The organism is Gilliamella sp. A7 (assembly GCF_002142015.1).
Lineage (GTDB): Bacteria > Pseudomonadota > Gammaproteobacteria > Enterobacterales > Orbaceae > Gilliamella > Gilliamella apis_A.
On sequence record NZ_NASN01000023.1, the window covers coordinates 15,691 to 35,574 of the forward strand.

Genomic DNA, 19,884 nt, shown 5'->3' on the forward strand with positions numbered 1-19,884 from the left:
AAACAATTTAAATTTTCAGTATAAAAATTAATATAGACGAGTGCGACGAGCGTTTTCTCTTTCTAATTTCTTAGCATGGCGTTTAACAGCAGCTGCTTTTGCGCGTTTACGAATAGTTGTTGGTTTTTCGTAAAATTCACGATTACGAACTTCAGCTAATACTCCTGCTTTTTCGCAAGAACGTTTAAAACGACGTAATGCTACATCGAAAGGTTCATTTTCACGTACTTTAATTACTGGCATGTGCCTCTCACCTCAAATTTGTTTAATATCACAAAGGACTAAAATTAGTGCGCAATTTTACTCCTAATTGATATAGGTTGTAAAGTAAAATATCTTATAATTACTATATGATAAATTAATTTGCTAATCTACTTTTTGAGTCAGATAATAAAATAGTTTAATTAAAGATATATAGGTGTTTTATGTCGTCTTTCTTTACTGGTCAATATCCACAAAAACGTTTACGTCGAAACCGTGCACAAGATTTTAGTCGTCGTTTGGTAGCTGAAAACCATTTGACGGTTAATGATCTAATTTATCCAGTATTTATTGTTGAAGGCTACAATATCACTCAATCCGTATCATCAATGCCGAATGTAAAACGAATGAGTATTGATATATTAATGAAAGAAGCTGAACAAATTGCCAAATTGGGTATACCGGTACTTTCATTATTTCCAGCTATTGAGCCTTCCCTAAAATCACTATTAGCCGAAGAAGCTTATAACGAACAAGGTTTAGTTCCTAGGGCAATTCGAGCATTAAAAAAAGAAATACCTGAACTTGGAATTTTAACCGATGTAGCCCTAGACCCTTATACGACACATGGTCAAGACGGTATTATTGATGATAACGGTTATGTTCTCAATGATATATCTGTCGAAGCGTTAATAAAACAAGCATTAATACAAGCAGATGCTGGGGCAGACATAATTGCACCAAGTGATATGATGGATGGTCGAATTGGCGCAATCCGTAAAGAGCTAGAATTACATAATTTTGTTAATAGCCAAATTATGGCCTACTCAGCAAAATATGCATCTAGCTTTTATGGGCCTTTCCGTGATGCCGTTGGTTCAGCCAATAATATCAAAGGTGGCAATAAAAAAACTTATCAGCTTGATCCAGCTAATAGCAATGAAGCCTTACAAGAAATTTATCAAGATTTAAATGAAGGTGCAGATATGGTCATGGTTAAACCTGGCATGCCCTATCTAGATATTGTTCGCCGAGTAAAAGAAACTTTTGCAGTGCCTACATTTGCCTATCAAGTATCGGGGGAATATGCAATGTTGATGGCCGCAATCGAAAACGGTTGGTTAGATGAAAAGTCCACTATCATGGAATCTCTACTCTGTTTTAAACGAGCAGGCGCCGATGGCGTGTTAACTTATTTTGCTAAGCAAGTAGCCCAATGGCTCAATAACCAGTAATAGCTGCATATGATTAACAATGTAAAACGAACACAAATCTTTAAAGCAAAATCTAATCTCTTTAGAGAAACAAATAACCCAAATTAAATCAGTCAAATATTTTGTAATAAATAACATCAATAATGTTTTAGTGTTTTAATAAATATTAAACTAAATCAATTACAAAATCTTAATTTATGGATAAAATATATTAAGTAACTTATTCTGACACTAAAAATTACAAATTAGGTGATGAAAGTGGAGATTAGTCTGATATGATGATCAAGTAACTATTCAATAATATAAATATTATTGCCCATAGTTGGAACAAACTGATGAATCGAAATATTAATATCGCTATTAGATATAAATAAAATTTTAACCAATAACATTAAGAAGCCAATATTATGAAAAATTATATCTATCTTCTCTTATTAAGTATTTTCTTGTTGACTGGGTGTGATGATAAAAAAAACAGCCAACCATCATCCGATGCAACTCCAACGACTAATCAAAATAACAAAGTTAATACTGATACCCAAAATGGTAAAGATACCAGCATAACAAACAGCAATGAAAACAATACAATAAATTCTAGTAATGACAATAAATTACAGTTACCAACCCAAGTAACCAATAGCTATCTATTTCATACCGAACCAGAGTTATTACCTAATAAGAAACTCATTAAACAGCAAACTATTCAAAGTTCGGACAAAAAATCTATTAATTATAACAATCAAGGTTATGTTAAAAATTACGACTTGGAAGGATTATATGGTGAAATAAATTATGACACAGCTAAATACATTTATGGAATGAAAGATACCAGAAACAGTTATGACATTACCTTTGATGAATCGAAAAATATCATTGGTATGAAAAATAGTAATGATGAAATTGTTGCTATTAGTGAATTTGACGAGCAAGGCCGTTTAGTTGAAACCACTTTATCTAACTTCGCTGATAATAATATTAATTTTACCAGTAAGATTATTTATGAAAATGATCTGGTCGAACAAGTTTTATATAACGCTTATGTAAAAATGGATGATAAAAAACAATTACCCGTTTTAGTAAGAGAAAAAGATGTTATTTATAATGCAGACAAACAATTAGAAAAAACGATTACTCGTACCTTCAAATTATCTGCTAAAGGTGAAGTCATCATTAATGATAAAAATGAACAAGAATTAGAATCTACTGAAACTTGTAGTTATTCTGAATACAACCAAAATAATGACTGGACCAAAGCTGTTTGTGAAACAACCGGAAATGGTTCAAGTAAAATTAATTTAACCAGAACCATCGAGTATCTATAACTTATTAAATAAAGTGAATATGATCAGTTTTCACCAAACTCATCATATTCACGACAAAGTATAATTGTGTCCTCAATTAAACGCCTTGCAATCGTACCATATTCAGGTATTTTTGGTAATTGAGAATAATGGTACCAATCCGCTTCTACTAACTCATTTTTATCGATAGTAACCTCACCACTATCATAATCTGCTAAATAAGCCATCATCATAGAATTAGGAAATGGCCAAGGTTGCGAACCTACATAACGAATATTTTTAATTTTTATTTTTGACTCTTCATAGACTTCTCTGGCCACTGTTGTTTCCATAGTTTCACCAATTTCAGTAAAACCCGCTAATACAGTATATAAATTGTCTTGATTATGCCTTACATGTTTTGCCAATAAAATTTTATTTTCCTTGCGAATAGCGACAATAATGGATGGTGAAATTTGTGGATAATAACGTTGATGACAATGATCACATAGACAACACCATTCGGTTTGACTGATATACATCTCATGACCGCAGTAGCCACAATATTTATGAGACCGATAAAACTCAGACAATTGTACCGCTCTGCCAGCCATATTAAACAAAGACTGATCAGCACTACTAAGTAAAGGTCTAATCGAGCCCATGGAACTACTCATCTCTTGACAAATTAACCACGCAATTTGTCCATTCCATTCACCAATAGGCTGAGCAAGTTTATTGGTAAATCCTAATTCACTGGCACTACCGTTGGGAACTTCGCCATTAGGTAACCATAGACGACCATTTTTACTCACAAACCAGTAGCCTTTTTCGTTACCGATTAAATTATATTGTTTTTGTATATCCATAACATCAACACCAAAAAATAAATATTAAAAAGGAGGATATTACTCCTCCTTTCCATCAAACTATTTCTTTTTCTTCTCATGAAGACCTTTTTTCTCAAGTTCCCAGTAAATTATACGTTGCTGAGCAATCGTAAATAAGTTACTTACAATATAGTATAAAACTAGACCTGATGGGAACCATAAGAAGAACACCGTAAAGATTAATGGCATATAAGTCATTAATTTTTGCTGTAATGGATCGGTAACCGGTGTTGGTGACATCTTCTGAATTAAGAACATAGTACCGCCCATTAATAACGGTAAAATATAATATGGGTCTTGCGCTGATAAGTCATAGATCCAAAGAGCAAATGGAGCATGACGTAACTCTACTGTATTACCTAACATATAGAACAGTGATAAGAAGATCGGCATTTGAATCAACAATGGTAAACAACCGCCAAGAGGATTAACTTTCTCTTGTCGATAAAGAGCCATTGTTTCCATACTCATTTTTTGTCTATCATCACCATAACGCTCTTTTAGTGCTTGTAACCGAGGTTGCAATAACTTCATTTTAGCCATTGAACGATATTGTGCTCGTGTTAGTGGGAATAAAATACCACGTACGATAAAAGTGATAACAATAATTGAAAAGCCCCAATTTCCTATAAAGCTTTGAATAAATTTCAATAAATAAAACAGTGGTTGCGATAAGAACCATAACCAACCATAATCAACAATTAAATCAAGATGATTAGCGGTTTCTTTTAACTGACTTTGGATTTCAGGACCTAACCATAATTTTGCACTAACTGATTGAGTTTTACCTGGTTGAATAACGGCAGTTTCACCTTTAAAACCAATCGTAGCTTGAGAATTTTTAGCCGTGGCGCGTGAATAAAATAGGTTGTTTTGATCCTGCTCAGGGATCCAAGCAGAAGCGAAATAGTGTTGCAACATAGCAACCCAACCAACATTAGTTTCAACTGATAAAGCCTTATCTTTGATATCGCCAAAGCTATATTTACTATAATTAGTATCAGTACTGGAATAAGCGGTACCACGAAACGCACTTAATCCTAATCCGCCACCACCTTCGGTAACAGCATCATCTGGTAAATCAATAGTTTGTTTTAACTGACCATACATCGATACTTCTACAGGATTTTGGCTTTTGTTATCAATATTATACTGAACATCAATAGCATAATTGCCACGATGTAAAATATAATATTTAGTATAAGTCACTCCATTAACTTGATACGTTAATGGAACTTTCAACTCATCTACACCATCAGCTAAAACATATTCAGATTGAGCAGTTTGATATACTGGACGTTTATTTCCTTGAATTGCATTATCTGGACCATCTTTACCTGTTAAGCCACTTTCAGCAGTGTAAATAAAGTCAGGTTTAGATGTTAATAACTGGAAAGGCGTACCAGAATGAAGAGACTGCTCATATTTTAACAATTGTGCAGCTTGTACATCGCCACCATAGGTATTAACCGTTAATGACAATACATCAGATTTTATCGTGATTGTTTTACCTTTTGCGAAATCCGCTGGTGAATCTTCACCTATTTGTTGCGTCAATTGGTTAGCAACTGGCGGTTTTGGCGCATGATCTTCTTCCCATGCCTTCCAAAGCAGGAAAGAGACAAAAAGTAAAGCAATGACTAAAATATTACGTTGAGATCCCATTAGTGTTTTTCTCTATCGGTTTTAGTTTTAGGAGGTACACAATCTTCACCTCCTTCATGTAAAGGGTGACATTTTAATACACGTTTGACAGTTAGCCAACTACCTTTTATTAATCCAAAGCGTCTTAATGCAATTACAGCATATTGAGAACAAGAAGGAGTAAAGCGACATTTAGGCCCTAATAAAGGACTAATAATACGTTGGTATATTTTAACAATAAAAATAAAAACATTAATAATCAAATACTTAACTGCATAAAAATGCTGTTTAAATATTAATATCAATTTATTCAGTTTTTTTGTTTTTTGATGATTTGTTGACATAGTTTGTCTAATGTCTCAACTAATTGTTGATTATTCAATTGTATAACCGGCTGTTTAGCCATCAAAATAAAATCGATATTAGGAAACTGATGTTGATGGTGACGAAAATATTCTTTAGCTAATCGTTTAATTCGATTACGCTCATGTGCTCGTTTAACCTGTTTTTTAGCTATAGCAAAACCTAATCTAGCATGAGCCAGATCATTTTTCCGTGTAACTAAAGTAAGAAAAGGCGAACCTGCACGAATAGATTCTTGAAAGACGCGATTAAAATCGAAGGGAGTTAACAAACGTAACTCCCGAGGAAAAGTGAGTTTAGTCACTCAACTTTAAATTAGCTAGCAACGGTTAAACGAACACGGCCTTTAGCGCGACGACGAGCAAGAACTTGACGACCGTTTTTAGTAGCCATACGAGCACGGAAACCGTGAGTTCTATTACGTTTTAATACTGATGGTTGAAATGTGCGTTTCATGACGATTTATATCCAAATCTAATTTATCAACAAGTTGTAGAGTATAAACTCCACAGCATTAATTAAAGAGGCCCGAATTATAGAGGCTATTTTATTTTTCGTCAATGAGATTTTGATACATAAATTGTAAGGACTGTATTAAATGAATATATCGCCCTTATTAATCATTAATCGCTATGACTCGCTTACTTTTTTCACCACCGATTTCACGAGCTAATTTTGGCACAAGATAACCCGATACATTTTTCGCAAGTTGTCTCATAATTTGCTTAGCATTGTCATCATCCACTAAAAAATGAGCAGCTCCTTGCACTTTATCCAATAAATGGATGTAATAAGGTAAAATGCCTATTGAAAATAATTTATTACTTAAACAAGCTAATACATCAGCATCATCATTAACTTTTTTCAATAACACACTTTGATTCAAAACCGTTACCTGATGTTCCTTTAAACACTTGATAGCATCAGTAACATTGTCATCAATTTCATTTGGATGATTAATATGGGTAACTAATACAATTTGTAACCGAGTTTTAGCAAATAACCGACACAGTTCGCTAGTAATACGATTAGGTATTACCACAGCTAAACGGCTATGAATACGTAAACGCTTGATATGAGGTATTTTCTCTAATTCGGTTATTAAAAAGGCCATTTCGTGATCCTTAGCCATTAAAGGATCACCACCAGAGAGGATTATTTCATCCAGTTCTGGATGACTTGCAATATATTCCAATGCAGCACCAAGATTTTTTTTAGTGCCTTGATTATCGTGATAAGGAAAATGCCGCCTAAAACAATATCGACAATTAATCGCACATGCAGTTTTAATCATTAATAACGCACGATTATGATATTTGTGTAGTAATCCCGGAATAGTATTATTTTGCTCCTCTAAAGGATCTTCACTAAAACCCGCTACATTAATTAATTCTTTTTCATCACAAAGAACTTGTAGCAACAATGGATCTTGACTATCGCCTTTTTTCATCCGATTGATAAAAGCCATAGGAACCCGAAGCGGGAATTGCTTTCTCGCTTGCAACATAGGCAGAGAAATTGCCTCAGGATCTAAATTCAAACAACGATAAAGCTTTTTGATATCGGTAACGACATTGGCAAGTTCAAAAATCCACTCATCTTTATTTGGTTGTTCAATATTTTGCTGTATAATGTGGCTCATTTTTGTAATTCAGAATGATAGTTGGAGCTTTTATGGCATCTTTTAGTACTAATGAGTTTAAAGCCGGTCTTAAAATAATGCAAGATGGCGAACCGTGTGTAATTGTTGAAAATGAATTTTATAAACCAGGAAAAGGACAAGCAATTAACCGCGTAAAAATAAAAAAATTACTTTCAGGTAAGACTGTTGATAAAACATTCAAATCAGGTGAATCCGTTGAAGCCGCTGATGTTGTTGATATGAATTTAACCTATTTATATACTGATGGTGAATTTTGGCATTTCATGAATAACGATACATTTGAGCAACTTTCTGCTGATGCTAAAGCTGTAGGTGACAATGCTAAATGGTTAGTTGATCAAGCTGAATGTATTTTAACTTTATGGAATGGTCAACCAATTGCGGTAACGCCACCAAACTTTGTTGAACTAGAGGTTATTGAAACCGACCCAGGTCTAAAAGGTGATACTGCAGGAACTGGAGGTAAACCAGCGACACTATCAACTGGTGCTGTAGTACGTGTTCCATTATTTGTACAAATTGGTGAAGTACTTAAAGTTGATACTCGTTCTGGTGAATACGTTTCACGTGTTAAATAATATTAACGAGATATAAAAGCTATTTTTAAAAAGAGGTCAACATGACCTCTTTTTTATTTACTAAGTAAGAAAGTTAATATTTATTTTGAGGAAAGGGGTTTTTATTTCAATAATGAGGCACAGCTTTTCGACAATTACCTATCCAGCACTCAATCAAACCAGCGAATGGCAATAAACTAACAATATATAAATTAAGAATTTTAGTTTATTTAGCACCAATATAATTTAGTTGTCGCCATGATTCATAAACAACTACAGCAACAGAATTAGATAAATTCATACTGCGACTATTGGCGACCATTGGAATTCTAATTTTTCTATCTTGTGGTAGCTCATCAAGAATGCGATTTGGTAAACCTCGAGTTTCAGGGCCAAACATTAAAAAATCTGCTTGTTTATAATTAACTTCACTATGTGGTTTTTGGCCTTTTGTGGTTAAAGCATAAACTTGTGAAGCCAAATCCAGCTGATTTGCCTCTAAAAAATGATCAAGATTTTTATAACGTTTTACATCAACAAATTCCTGATAATCAAGTCCTGCTCGCCTTAGTTTTTTATCGTCCCAAAAAAATCCCATTGGTTCGATAATATGTAAATTAAAACCAGTATTAGCACATAAACGAATAATATTACCCGTATTAGCCGGAATTTCAGGTTCAAACAACACAATATTTAAAGGCGCATTCAACACAATAATTTCTCTTAACAATTAATATTTTTGAAGTGGTAATACTATCACAATTTTCAGCCCACCTAACTGACTTTTCTCAGCTTTAACTGTGCCATTATCTCGAGTAATAGCATTCGCCACAATAGCTAATCCTAACCCAGTACCACCCGACTCTCGGTCTCGAGCTTTATTAGTACGATAAAATGGTCTAAAAATTTGCTCAAGCTCATTATCGGCAACGCCTGGACCATCATCATCAATAGTAATAGTCACTTTTTGTTGTTGAATAGTGAAATTCACCACAATCTTTTGATTTGAATAACGAAATGCATTTCTTATCACATTTTCAAGCGCACTACATAGCGCCTCTGGATAGCACAAAATTGTATGGTTAGAAGGAAAATTTTGTATAGAAAATTGTTTTGCTATTTGATTGGCTTCAAAAACCGCATTATCCAATACATTTTTAAATAATATATCTAATGGTTTAAATTCACGAATTTCATTATTATCATGCTGGTTCCTCGCTAAGGACAATAAATCACCAATCATCGAATCAAGCTTTAAGGCTTCATTATTTATCCGCAAAACTTCATTACTTTCACCTTGCTTACGGCGCAATAACGAAGTTGCCAATTGCAATCGGGTTAATGGGGTACGTAATTCATGGGAAATATCAGAAAACAGCCGTTGCTGTAGATCTTGCAGCCGTTTCAATTCTCTAAGCATATGGTTAAAACTTGCACCTGTGGCTTTATATTCATAAGAACCAACTTTTTCAAGCTCAGGCCACTGTTGTAAATTACCATTTGCGACCTGTTCTGCAGCTAATCTTAGCCCTCGTGCTGGTTTAGCGATACTCCAAGACAACCACAACAAAAATGGTGAACTGGCTAGCATGGTTAATGTCAAAAGCAAAAAAGGATGATCAAAAATCAAATTAACAAATTGAGATTGAATATCTGATGCGGGCTGTAATAAAAACAGTTGATATTCATCATTAGCATAATGAATAAGAAAGGGACCAATAATTTCTTGGTTATCATAAATTTTCTTAGCTGGATCATCAACATCATGCGATTTTTCACTAAAGCTTTTGACTAAATCAATATTTTTAGTATCCGCAGTAATAATTTGCTGATTAGGTGTAACAATAAATAGGACTTGACCTGTTTTTTGATAATTATCCATTACCACGATAAATCTCATCCACCAGCGAAAACTATCTTTCGGTATCTTAGCGAGATCTTTTTCAATCTGACTTGCAAGAACTTTACCGCTCTCTTTATCTTTATTGGCCAAATAAGTTAAATTACGTGAGTCAAGCTCAGGCAATACCATTACAAGCGTAAGAAAAAAAGCGATCGTAAGTAAGAATATTGTGAAAATTCTAATTGTTAGACGATCAAAAATCCACATAGATTCTTACCATATTAAAAAGCTAATTTTGCAACAAGTCATCATGTTGATCTACAACAAATAGATATCCTTTTGAACGCAATGTTTTAATCCATGGTAAGCCATCACTTCGAGGTGGAAGTTTTTTACGTAAATTAGAAACATGAACGTCAATTGAACGTGCTAATGGGATAAATTCTTTCCCCAACACCGTTTCACTAAGAGTATCTCTTGAAATAGTCACTCCTTTATTTTCAAGTAATTTAAGTAATACTTGAAATTCTGTACCGGTTAATTCGATGTATTTATCATCAAAATAAACAGATTGCTGTTTGGTATTTACTACTAATTTATCAATAGTGTATTGTAATGGTTTTCCATTGATTTCATTACCGGCAGTATCCCATCTAGCTCTACGCAATAAAGCGTTAATTCGAGCAATCAATTCTCGATCATTGAAAGGTTTAAGAATATAATCATCTGCGCCAAGTTCAAGACCATTGATTTTATCGAGTTCGCTATCTTTAGCTGTTAAGAATATAACAGGGACGATGAATTTACTTCTTAGTGAAGACAAAACACTTAATCCATTCATTTCTGGCATCATAATATCAAGTAAAACCAGATCGATGGAATCATCAAACTTTTCTAACGCTTCAATACCATTATTTGCAACTTCAACAGTGAACCCTTCCAATTCTAATAATTCACATAACAACGAAGCAATTTCTAGATCATCATCAACTACAAGTAATTTGCTCATTATAATCCTCAATAAGTAATAAAATCCTAAATTTTTATATCTATTAAATAGACGATAACTAGATTTTATATTTTAGGAAATATTATATAGATATATGAGAAAAATATCGTAAATAATTGTTAAGATTCACAGTTTAAATACTTTAACATTGTTAAAACCTTGCTCGATTAAATAAAGCGCTTGTAGTTTACTCATTACTCCTTTAGCACAATAAAGTAAATATTGCTTTGATTGATCTAAATCACCAAATTGAGTTGCCAATTTATAAAATGGTATAAGCTTAACTTCAACATTTTCGATTTCCAGTGGATGCTCCTCTTGCTCTTCTGGCGCCCGAATATCAATGATTACGTGATTGTCTTCTAGTGTAGTAACGGTATCTATCTGAGTAATGGTATTATTAGTCTGTTTAGCTATTTCACGAATATCGATATTTTCAGCTTCTTCAACAGCCTTATCTAATATAGCAAAATCAAAATTTTGCTCTTCAGCTTCTATTTTTTCTTTAATCGCTTTCACCGTTGGACTTTTCGATATGACACCACAAAATTCAGGCATAGTCTTAGCAATATCTTCAGTACCTATCTGACGAGCTAGATTAATTATCGTTTCTTTGTCATGGGTGATAAGTGGGCGTAAAATTAATGTATCACTGACATTATCGATTAAACGCAAATTAGTTAAAGTTTGGCTTGATACTTGTCCTAACGCTTCGCCGGTAACCAGCGCTTCAACATTATAACGCTGTGCAACTTTAGAGGCCGCACGAATCATCATTCGTTTTAAAATAACCCCCATCTGACCATCATCTATTTTTTCTAAAATCTCGCCAACAACATCTGAAAAGTCAATGGCAATAAAACGAACCTTATGCGAGCTTCCAAATCTATTCCATAAATAGTGAGCCATCTGCTTCACGCCAATTTCATGGGTTTTGCCACCTAAATTAAAAAAGCAATAATGGACTCGACAACCTCGTCTGATCAGCATATAGCTAGAAACACCAGAATCAAACCCACCAGAAATAAGAGAGATGACATCTTCTTGTGTTCCGGTTGGAAAACCACCTATCCCGGCATGTCGTTCTTTAACTAGTAGAAGTTTATCTTTATCAATTTCAAGATTAACCGTCATATCTGGACGCGTTAATTTGACTTTGGCGGTCGCAACATGTTGATTAAGACCACCACCGACATAACGCTCTACCTCAATTGAGGTAAATTCGTGCTTACCTCGTCGTTTAACTCTTACACAAAATGTTTTATTTTCAATTAAAGGTGCATAGTGATTAAACGCTTTTTCATAAATATCATGTAAATCAGTAAAAGTAAGTTCTTCAACCACTAAAATATGATGGATACCAGGAATTCTTGTTAATAGTTCTAATATTTGATTTTCACTATTTTCAACTTTAGGGCGAACCTCAATAAAATCCCAATGACGAATAACTGCCACATCATTAATTGCATTTTTTAAAATATTACGAATATTGCTAGTAAGAATTTTAATAAAACGTAAACGAACGGACTCACTTTTGATGGTAATTTCGGGGAAAAGTTTAACTATAAATTTCATACAACTGCATTTGCCAAGAATAAAAATGGCGACATTATACTGATTTTTCCCTTAAAAACGTACAATTGATTATGATAAATACAGAAAATAATAAAATATACTTGCTTGTTGCTCACTCTTTCGCTAATATTTCGCATCAATAAATTCTGTTCTATAACATAAAAATTGACAGGTTGAAATGTACGAACTTTTAATTATAGGTTATTTATTTATCGCTCTTGCGATAATCGTTTTAGTGCTAATTCAGCGCGGTAAAGGTGCCGACATGGGATCATCTTTTGGTGCAGGCGCTTCCGCAACTTTATTTGGTTCATCAGGAAGTGGTAATTTTTTAACTCGCACAACAACAATACTTGGTGTGTTGTTTTTTGTGGTTAGCATTATTTTATCGAATCTTGGCAGCTTAAAAACCACAATTTCAAGTGATGAGTTTAAAAATATTGGAGATGGTGCACCAGCAACTACACAACAAAGTACTGAAGGCACTAACGGCAATGGGAAAGTGATTCCAACCGTCGATCCAGTTATTCAACCGCAGAATATCAACCCTACATCAGATATTCCAGAATAAAAACGGCGCCGTGGTGGTGAAATTGGTAGACACGCTATCTTGAGGGGGTAGTGCTCTAAGGGCATGCGGGTTCAAGTCCCGCCCACGGCACCAATTCAATATTCATTAACATTCTTTTAAATCCTTTAAAACACATCAAAACTAACAAATACAAGGCTTAAAGCCTATTTTGTTATTCATTAAGCACCAGTAAGATACATTTACAGCCAGAATTTTTAGGTATATGCTTAGGTATACGAACACAATATACCTAAAACCCGTATACCTAAAATCATTATGGCAAGAAAAACTCTACCATTAACCGACACACAAATAAAAGCAGCCAAACCAAGAGATTAAGTTACTACTATTAAAAAATTAACCCACCTATTTTAATTATACCATAATGCTACAGTTACCTTGTTTTAATAACTTTTATAACGAGGTAACAAATGACAAATGCAATCCTATCCAGAAGAGAAGTTAAAAATTTACTTCACTTCAAATCTGACACTAGTCTTTATACGCTAGAAAAGAAAGATAAAACCTTTCCCCAAAAAATCAGAATCGGCTTGCGTCGCGTTGGGTATCGCGCTGATGAAATTTACTCTTGGCTTGAATCTCGTAGAGTAGAACGTCGAGAGGTGGCTTACTAGTGATAAAGCAAAACCCTTTATATCGCGAAATGATAAAGGGCTAACACTGGAATAATGACGCTTCCAATGATAGCCAATCTCGCGATAAGTGTCTAGCTAAAACACCAAATTAACTAATTGATTTTAAAGCAAAGCGAAAAAATTCGTTACGGTTTCCCCTTGCCTAAATTTAGCTAAAAGGGGGAATTTTCTGACACGTTAAGAGAGATGAAAAATGACAGATTTAAGTATTAAAAATAATGATATTGAATTGGCGCAATCCAAATTTGACTTAATCGCCACTAATAAAACGATTAATAATTTAAGGACACGTTAGAGGGCTAAATCATGACTACAAGCTTATATAACAACCTAGCAATACAGATGTATACCCAATCCTTAAATAATCGCCCTGTGAAGCGTTACGGTGCAATTTTCCGACACCTTAGGAAAGATTTTATTGATATCACTACGCGCGCGCGTATGCATCGGAAAACTCATTGCATGAGGTTGAATTTTAAAAAATGGTTTTGCATGTCCATAAAAAGGGAAAGCAGAATACTAATAACTAAGTTTTGTCAGTCCATAAAAAGGAAACCAAGAAAACAAATACCACCAAAAAGTGGTATTAAGCTAGTAAATTATTTCTTATTTGGTTTGGTGAGTTTTTCTCGACAAGCAGAAATAACCCAAGCTGAAAAGTTGGTGTTCTCTTTTTGGGATTGCTCATCTATTTTTTCTATTAGCTCGTGTGGAAAGCGAATTCCCTTGGTAAAAGATTTATTATTTTTGTATCCCGTTGCCATTAGTAAAAAAATCCTAATCAATTTAGTGTTCAAACACTATACATTAAAAAATTGTTTAGAAAAAGCATTGACGTGTTTATGCACTTTATTTTATAGTGTTTATGCACCAAGTAAATTTTGTGGTGCTAAAAAACAATCCCCCGAAGTGCTACCAACACTATCGAGGGATCTAACCAAACCATTAAATGAGGTAATGATTATGGCTAATAATAATGATACCCTATGCCCTAAAAATGGGCAATATGACCTATCTAACCTTTTATCCGTCTTGAATTTATATCGGGCTGATATCCAACCACATAACTTATTACACGCAAAAGCACACTTAGAGGAACTCAGACAATCAATTCTATGGGGAATCGGTGCTATTGGTAATTTGCTATTTTGGGCTTCTGAATGTGAAGAATATGAGGAACAACAATTTAAAGACGATACACGCGACATTGGTTACTTGTTAGCACAATTAAAAAACATTGTTTGCTTTGCTTCCAATCAAATTAATTTACTTGACGATAAACTTAATCATAAGGAAGTTAAAGATAATGAATAATAACAATAAAATAACCGCAATCCACCATATCATCGTTGATTCAACTATGGCGATAGTAGCGGGTTTGTTTTTAATTGAGCAGATTAACAAAAATGATAGTCAGGTATTTATTCATGAAGGCACTAAGATTGATATTAACAAAGACTTAATTGTCTTAGGTTTAGATATCAATCTTAAGCAATGCTTGATTGAGGATTTTGGTGAAAGTGAGGGATTAAATCGCACTTATGGAATGTTGAAAGACATGTACATAGAAAGTACAGATGCCCCTTTAGCATTAACCTCATTAGGACAAGAATTACTTTCAACATTGTTTATTGATTTAGTCGAAGATATCAAAGCTGAATCTAACGGGACAATCCATTAAGGGGGCGGTAATGAAAATAAATGAAATTACCACCCAAGCGGTAGGTAAATGGCAATCAATCTTTAGTTCATTAGGTATTGATGTGGGTAATGGCAAACATTGCCCCTGCCCTGTCTGTGGTGGTAAAGATAGATTTAGATTTGATAATAAAAATGGGCGCGGTACTTATATCTGCAATCAATGCGGTAGCGGTGACGGCTTAGAACTTATTAAAAACTATTATCATTGTGACGCGAAAGAGGCGAGCAATAAAGTAGCCGAATACTTAAATTTAAGGAACACCTCCACAAGCTCGGATTTGAAATCCGACCTACAAGACAACATACCAGAAAATCCTGTATGTAAAAAGGTTAATTATTTGCTATCTAAAGCAATATTAGGTCAATCGGATTACCTCACTGAAAAAGGGTTAACGTTCGATTTAACCTTGCTAGATGATGGCCGTATCTTTGTCCCTTTGATTAATATCAACAGTGAATATACAGGCGGTCAATTTATCGAGCCAAACGGAAATAAGCGCTTAATGAGAGGCTCAAATAAGAAAGGTGCTTTTATATGGGTTAGCCCAAAATTGGGCAGACCTGACGAGGTAAGCAAAGAATTACTCACAGCTACCGAGATTATTATTTGTGAGGGATTAGCTACAGGTGTATCGATAGCGGAATTCCGCCATCGGTCACTGGTGATATCAGCTATTGATGCAGGTAATCTTATTCATGTGGCTAAAGCTGTCCGTGAGGTTAATTCTACCGCAAATATTATCATTGCTGGTGATAATGATATAGGTAGTCATAAAAACACGGGTAAAGAAAAAGCGATAGAAGCGGCTACTGCGATTAACGGTTATTACACAATCCCCGATACAGATTATAAATGTGATTTTGATGATTATAGACAACAGTTTGGACTTCAGAAAACTTCAGTTTTATTCGATAAAAACTTATCAAAAATTAACATTCAAACCTTAACAAATACTAACAACTTGAGAAAGCTTGAAACTCAAAACATGAATTTATCGCAAATGGCATCTAGTCAGCGCGCCGAATTGTTAAATGAGCATTATCACAATAATCTCGCCATTAATTTAACTACTGATGAAATTTATCACTATCAAGCTGCGGACATTAGCCGATTTATTTAATCAATCAGGTGAGCCATTTAACCCTATGCGAATTAGCTCAGCGGTTGAATCGCTCAGGTTATCACTGCCTATAATGGGAACACCTCAGAAAGATTTAATCTGCTTTAAAAATGGCGTATATGAGCTAAAAAGCCAAACCTTTAGACCTCACAATAAGCAAGATTGGTTATTAGTCAGTAATGATATTGATTACTACCCTGCCAAAGAAAATGAATCTTTCGAAACTCACGCGCCAAACTTCACTAAGTGGTTAAAGAGAGCATCAGGCAATCAAGATAAGGCTAAGAACATACTAGCTGGACTTTATATGATATTAGCTAATCGTTATGACTGGCAATTATTCTTAGAAGTTACGGGCGCAGGCGGTAGCGGTAAAAGTGTATTTGCTGAAATCGCAACTATGTTATCGGGCAAGAATAACACTGTTATAGGCACAATGGAATCACTGGAAAAGGCAAGAGATAGGGCCTTAGTAGTTGGTTACTCTCTTATCATTTTACCAGACCAACCGCGTTATATGGGCAGTGGCGCAGGATTAAAAGCAATTACTGGCGGTGATGAAGTCGCAATAGACCCAAAACACAAGCAACCCTATTCTTGTAAAATCCCTGCGGTAGTGTTAGTAATCAACAACGAAGCCATGCGATTTAATGAGCGCAATGGCGGTATATCAAGGCGCAGGGTAATATTTCACTTTGGCGAGGTCATCCCTGAAAAAGAACGAGATTTAAATCTGGTTAGCAAAATAGAGCAAGAACTCCCCTCAATTGTGAGGTTGCTATTAAATGAGTTTACCAGTCCAGCAGAAGCTAAAGAAAGACTATACCAGCAACAACAATCAGACGAAGCGACGGCGATTAAACGCGAATCCGACCACTTGGTAGATTTTTGTAGTTATCTTGATGCGCTTGATTATCCCAATGGTATGTTTATTGGCAATATGGGAATAATGCCCTTTAACCCCCGAAAATATTTATATCATGCTTATATTGAATACATCCGCAATACAGGTTTAAACAATCCGCTATCACTAACGCAATTTGGCACATCGCTTAATTATGCAATGAAAGAAAACGGTAAAGACTACATGCGTAAAAGAGCAAATAAAGGGATGAGGACCAACGTAGAGCTTAATATCAATACTAGTCAAGATTGGCTACCCAAAGCCGAAGAACTAGCTCGTAGTTAATATTTGTTAACCTATGAACCGCCTAATTTGGGCGGTTTTTTGTTGTTCGCTTATGTAAGATAAGATACATTAAATGGGTATTTTCTTATAAATAAAAGGTTTTAAAATTGAGCAATTTATCTCTCGATGAAATTTTATCGCTTTATAGATTTAATCAATATTATGGTTCACCATCAGAATATTTTTATTCTAGTGGCCTAATAATTGATTGGGCTGAAAAACAAGTTATGCAAGGTGATGATTCAGAAATACTATTGATTATTGCTTCTTTGGGACTTGATAAAAAAATAGATAGCGATGAGGTTATGACGTACTTAAAAAGATATCTTTCCGAAAAAAATATTTCTATACCAAGCATTAATTATAGCTGTTTAGTTTTCATGAGACTTTTTAGCCAAAAAATTATGATATGTAATAGTTTAAAAGATATTGGCGATCTTCTTCATAGTTTTGTATTTAAATATATAGAATTTGGAAACAGATATTTTCATCGAATAAAGCACTATTGGCTTTTTATCTATTATGATTACTTTGATATGTATGATGGTCTTAATTGTTATTGTGCCGAAAAACAACTTAGTGAAGCAAAACGATATACAAGAATAAAAGCCTTAGCAAAAAGATTTTATGCTTTTTTAAATAATAAAGAAATGGTGGAATATTTAGCTAAACATATATAGCTAGATCTAAATTAATCCATTATTTATCTTGTGGTGAACACTTTAAGTGTACACTTGTGAATAGTAAATCATTAAGTGTTCACCGCTCAAACCCTTTTATAATAAGGCTTCAAGCAGGTAGTGAACACCGTGCATACTTTTTTATAAAATTTTATTTTTATGGGGGGGAGGTATAAAAAATCTAAAACATAATTAACGGATACCGCTCACCTAGATAAATTTTTACACCGTCAAAATTCTAAAACCAATTTTTAACCTTTCAATTTGGCAAGATTAAAATACCTAATATTGGGGGTCAGTTTTTATTTTGGGGGTACAAATGGGGGTACGGCAAACAGAAGAAACAAACACAATGCTTTATGAAAAATGATTTAAACAGTGCTTTTCAAGTCCCGCCCACACACCAAATCAATAAACAGAAACATTCTTTTAAACCCTGCAAAGCACACCAAAACTAACAAATACAAGGCTTAAAGCCTATTTTGTTATTCATTAAGCATCAGGAAGATACATTTACTATCAGTAATTTTTAGTTATATGATTAGGAAGAACAACCCTTAAATAATAAATAAGAAACAGTTAAATGTCTTTGCCCAAAAAATCATAAATTCAAGTGGTAATAAAATAATACTAATTTATGCTTTACCGTTTATGCTATTTGCTTTCGCCTTACTTTTATTTATAAGTTTTAATATTTCAGTCTTTAATTATGTTATAGCTACTATGAGCTATGGTTTAGGTGAAGGACTGTTTCAAAGTTCATTAATTCAGATAGCAATGGCTCAAAAAAAAAGATAAACAATCCACCATTGGAAGTTTGTTAAGACTTTTTCAAAATGAAGGAATTATTATAGGGGTGGCATATTCTTTAAGGTTATTAGAAATAAATAGGTCTTCTTTAGAGAATATTTCTACCTATCTAAAATTATGAGGTATTACTTTTGGTATACTCTCTATCATGTTTTTTTATTTATATTTTTCTTTATTTAGAATAAAAAAATAAATACAGTCTCATTTTTAATGCTGTGGTTAACAATGCAAATAAATTATTGTTCAAGACAAATCAACTTTTTATTTTTAATTTATCATAAAAATAACGTTATAACACTGGTACGAATTAGTATAGCCTATCTAAATTTACTAATAATTTACATCCTATATATGGTGTCTAACTCCTTTCAAGATACAAACTTATATTAACAACACAAAAATATTGCCTTTGCTAATAAACAATCTTATCCTTATTTAATCATATATAAAATTATATAAATTTCGATATTGTTTCCTAACTGTTGAAGACCAGATGCTATGCAAGAAGAATTAGTTGAAAAAAGAAGTGATGTTATCAAAAATATTTTAACCCTTTATCATAGTTTGATTAGTGGCAATAACAAAACTGACGTTTTAGATCTTTATAATTATGGGAAATGGTTTGTTGTTGAAAAAATTGGCAATAGGCTATTTTTTGGACCAAGCCGTTTTGTTGGTTATAAAAACAATTCCATTGAAATCCATAAAAATAATGAGAATAAAGATGGCACGCAAACAAATAAAAATTTTTTAAAACGATCACTTTATTCAAAAATAGAGGGTAATGGATTTTTAATTAATCAATTTCAAAAATTTATTAGCCCATTTATGCAAAAAGAAATAGAGAAAACAAAATTCTTTGTACCAAATAATATTGACCTTTCTGATTTAAATGCTAATAGCGCTTGTTATTTTAT

General features: G+C 33.7%; 22 protein-coding genes, 1 tRNA gene and 1 pseudogene. 12 read left to right on the forward strand and 12 right to left on the reverse strand.

The features are described from left to right. Nucleotides 1–27: 27 nt before the first annotated feature. Nucleotides 28–243: a 30S ribosomal protein S21 gene (rpsU, locus tag B6D18_RS07280; RefSeq protein WP_034882800.1), complete on the reverse strand. Its 216-nt coding sequence runs from the start codon at nt 241–243 to the stop codon at nt 28–30. Nucleotides 244–425: 182 nt separating this feature from the next. On the opposite strand from rpsU, the gene hemB reads away from it, so the two are divergent. Together hemB and B6D18_RS07290 are read left to right on the forward strand one after the other, a co-directional pair. Further along, nucleotides 426–1,436, forward strand: a complete 1,011-nt coding sequence (gene hemB / locus B6D18_RS07285) for a porphobilinogen synthase (protein WP_086363845.1) — start codon at nt 426–428, stop codon at nt 1,434–1,436. Nucleotides 1,437–1,822: 386 nt separating this feature from the next. Continuing rightward, complete coding sequence (locus B6D18_RS07290) at nt 1,823–2,737, forward strand: hypothetical protein (protein WP_086363846.1); 915 nt, start codon at nt 1,823–1,825, stop codon at nt 2,735–2,737. Nucleotides 2,738–2,760: 23 nt separating this feature from the next. Here the strand turns inward: B6D18_RS07290 and nudC are convergent, their stop codons facing one another. The 6 genes from nudC to epmB form a co-directional block, all read right to left on the reverse strand. After that, a complete protein-coding gene (nudC, locus tag B6D18_RS07295) occupies nt 2,761–3,564 on the reverse strand; it encodes an NAD(+) diphosphatase (RefSeq protein ID WP_086363847.1) in 804 nt (267 codons plus the stop codon). 60 nt (nt 3,565–3,624) lie between these two features. Then, nucleotides 3,625–5,250, reverse strand: coding sequence for a membrane protein insertase YidC (gene yidC, locus B6D18_RS07300; protein WP_086363848.1), 1,626 nt, complete (start codon nt 5,248–5,250; stop codon nt 3,625–3,627). Continuing rightward, complete coding sequence (yidD, locus tag B6D18_RS07305; RefSeq protein WP_254048628.1) at nt 5,250–5,492, reverse strand: membrane protein insertion efficiency factor YidD; 243 nt, start codon at nt 5,490–5,492, stop codon at nt 5,250–5,252. Before yidD ends, yidC begins: the two co-directional genes overlap by 1 nt. A 47-nt stretch (nt 5,493–5,539) precedes the next feature. Continuing rightward, nucleotides 5,540–5,896 carry a ribonuclease P protein component gene (rnpA, locus tag B6D18_RS07310; RefSeq protein ID WP_086363850.1) on the reverse strand — a complete coding sequence of 119 codons (357 nt, stop codon included), beginning with the start codon at nt 5,894–5,896 and terminating at the stop codon, nt 5,540–5,542. 11 nt (nt 5,897–5,907) lie between these two features. Further along, a complete protein-coding gene (rpmH, locus tag B6D18_RS07315; RefSeq protein WP_025314679.1) occupies nt 5,908–6,048 on the reverse strand; it encodes a 50S ribosomal protein L34 in 141 nt (46 codons plus the stop codon). Between the two features lie 160 nt (nt 6,049–6,208). Further along, nucleotides 6,209–7,234, reverse strand: coding sequence for an EF-P beta-lysylation protein EpmB (gene epmB, locus B6D18_RS07320; protein WP_086363851.1), 1,026 nt, complete (start codon nt 7,232–7,234; stop codon nt 6,209–6,211). Nucleotides 7,235–7,266: 32 nt separating this feature from the next. Between epmB and efp the strand changes: the two genes are divergently transcribed. Next, nucleotides 7,267–7,833: an elongation factor P gene (gene efp / locus B6D18_RS07325; protein WP_034901106.1), complete on the forward strand. Its 567-nt coding sequence runs from the start codon at nt 7,267–7,269 to the stop codon at nt 7,831–7,833. A gap of 205 nt (nt 7,834–8,038) precedes the next feature. On the opposite strand, the gene trmL is transcribed toward efp, so the two are convergent. The 4 genes from trmL to thiI all read right to left on the reverse strand — a co-directional run bounded on the left by trmL (nt 8,039) and on the right by thiI (nt 12,239). Continuing rightward, complete coding sequence (trmL, locus tag B6D18_RS07330; RefSeq protein WP_086363861.1) at nt 8,039–8,521, reverse strand: tRNA (uridine(34)/cytosine(34)/5-carboxymethylaminomethyluridine(34)-2'-O)-methyltransferase TrmL; 483 nt, start codon at nt 8,519–8,521, stop codon at nt 8,039–8,041. Between the two features lie 21 nt (nt 8,522–8,542). After that, entirely contained in the window at nt 8,543–9,916 is a 1,374-nt protein-coding gene (cpxA, locus tag B6D18_RS07335; RefSeq protein WP_086363862.1) for an envelope stress sensor histidine kinase CpxA, read from the reverse strand. Nucleotides 9,917–9,944: 28 nt separating this feature from the next. Beyond that, on the reverse strand, nt 9,945–10,664 hold the full coding sequence (locus B6D18_RS07340; RefSeq protein WP_086363852.1) for a response regulator: 720 nt from the start codon (nt 10,662–10,664) through the stop codon (nt 9,945–9,947). Between the two features lie 126 nt (nt 10,665–10,790). After that, nucleotides 10,791–12,239: a tRNA uracil 4-sulfurtransferase ThiI gene (gene thiI, locus B6D18_RS07345; protein WP_086363853.1), complete on the reverse strand. Its 1,449-nt coding sequence runs from the start codon at nt 12,237–12,239 to the stop codon at nt 10,791–10,793. Between the two features lie 178 nt (nt 12,240–12,417). On the opposite strand from thiI, the gene secG reads away from it, so the two are divergent. From secG to B6D18_RS13010, 3 genes are all read left to right on the forward strand, one after another. After that, nucleotides 12,418–12,810 carry a preprotein translocase subunit SecG gene (gene secG, locus B6D18_RS07350; protein ID WP_086363854.1) on the forward strand — a complete coding sequence of 131 codons (393 nt, stop codon included), beginning with the start codon at nt 12,418–12,420 and terminating at the stop codon, nt 12,808–12,810. A 7-nt stretch (nt 12,811–12,817) separates the two neighbouring features. Then, nucleotides 12,818–12,903, forward strand: a tRNA-Leu gene (locus B6D18_RS07355). A 338-nt stretch (nt 12,904–13,241) separates the two neighbouring features. Continuing rightward, a complete protein-coding gene (locus B6D18_RS13010; RefSeq protein ID WP_086363855.1) occupies nt 13,242–13,445 on the forward strand; it encodes an AlpA family transcriptional regulator in 204 nt (67 codons plus the stop codon). Nucleotides 13,446–14,065: 620 nt separating this feature from the next. Here B6D18_RS13010 and B6D18_RS07365 read toward each other — a convergent pair. After that, nucleotides 14,066–14,230, reverse strand: a complete 165-nt coding sequence (locus tag B6D18_RS07365; protein WP_086361636.1) for a YlcI/YnfO family protein — start codon at nt 14,228–14,230, stop codon at nt 14,066–14,068. A 67-nt stretch (nt 14,231–14,297) separates the two neighbouring features. Between B6D18_RS07365 and B6D18_RS07370 the strand changes: the two genes are divergently transcribed. From B6D18_RS07370 to B6D18_RS07395, 6 genes and pseudogenes are all read left to right on the forward strand, one after another. Then, nucleotides 14,298–14,780 carry a hypothetical protein gene (locus B6D18_RS07370; RefSeq protein WP_144063963.1) on the forward strand — a complete coding sequence of 161 codons (483 nt, stop codon included), beginning with the start codon at nt 14,298–14,300 and terminating at the stop codon, nt 14,778–14,780. Next, complete coding sequence (locus B6D18_RS07375; RefSeq protein ID WP_086363857.1) at nt 14,773–15,147, forward strand: hypothetical protein; 375 nt, start codon at nt 14,773–14,775, stop codon at nt 15,145–15,147. The genes B6D18_RS07370 and B6D18_RS07375 overlap by 8 nt, the downstream gene beginning before the upstream one ends. A gap of 10 nt (nt 15,148–15,157) precedes the next feature. Continuing rightward, nucleotides 15,158–16,288, forward strand: a complete 1,131-nt coding sequence (locus tag B6D18_RS07380) for a primase-helicase zinc-binding domain-containing protein (protein ID WP_086363858.1) — start codon at nt 15,158–15,160, stop codon at nt 16,286–16,288. Further along, nucleotides 16,242–17,477 carry a primase-like DNA-binding domain-containing protein gene (locus B6D18_RS07385; protein WP_086363859.1) on the forward strand — a complete coding sequence of 412 codons (1,236 nt, stop codon included), beginning with the start codon at nt 16,242–16,244 and terminating at the stop codon, nt 17,475–17,477. Before B6D18_RS07380 ends, B6D18_RS07385 begins: the two co-directional genes overlap by 47 nt. Nucleotides 17,478–17,584: 107 nt before the next feature. Beyond that, nucleotides 17,585–18,157 (forward strand): hypothetical protein, encoded by a 573-nt coding sequence (locus tag B6D18_RS07390; protein ID WP_086363860.1) that lies wholly within the window; start codon nt 17,585–17,587, stop codon nt 18,155–18,157. A gap of 1,308 nt (nt 18,158–19,465) precedes the next feature. Further along, nucleotides 19,466–19,884, forward strand: a pseudogene (locus B6D18_RS07395) (hypothetical protein); the annotation flags it as partial.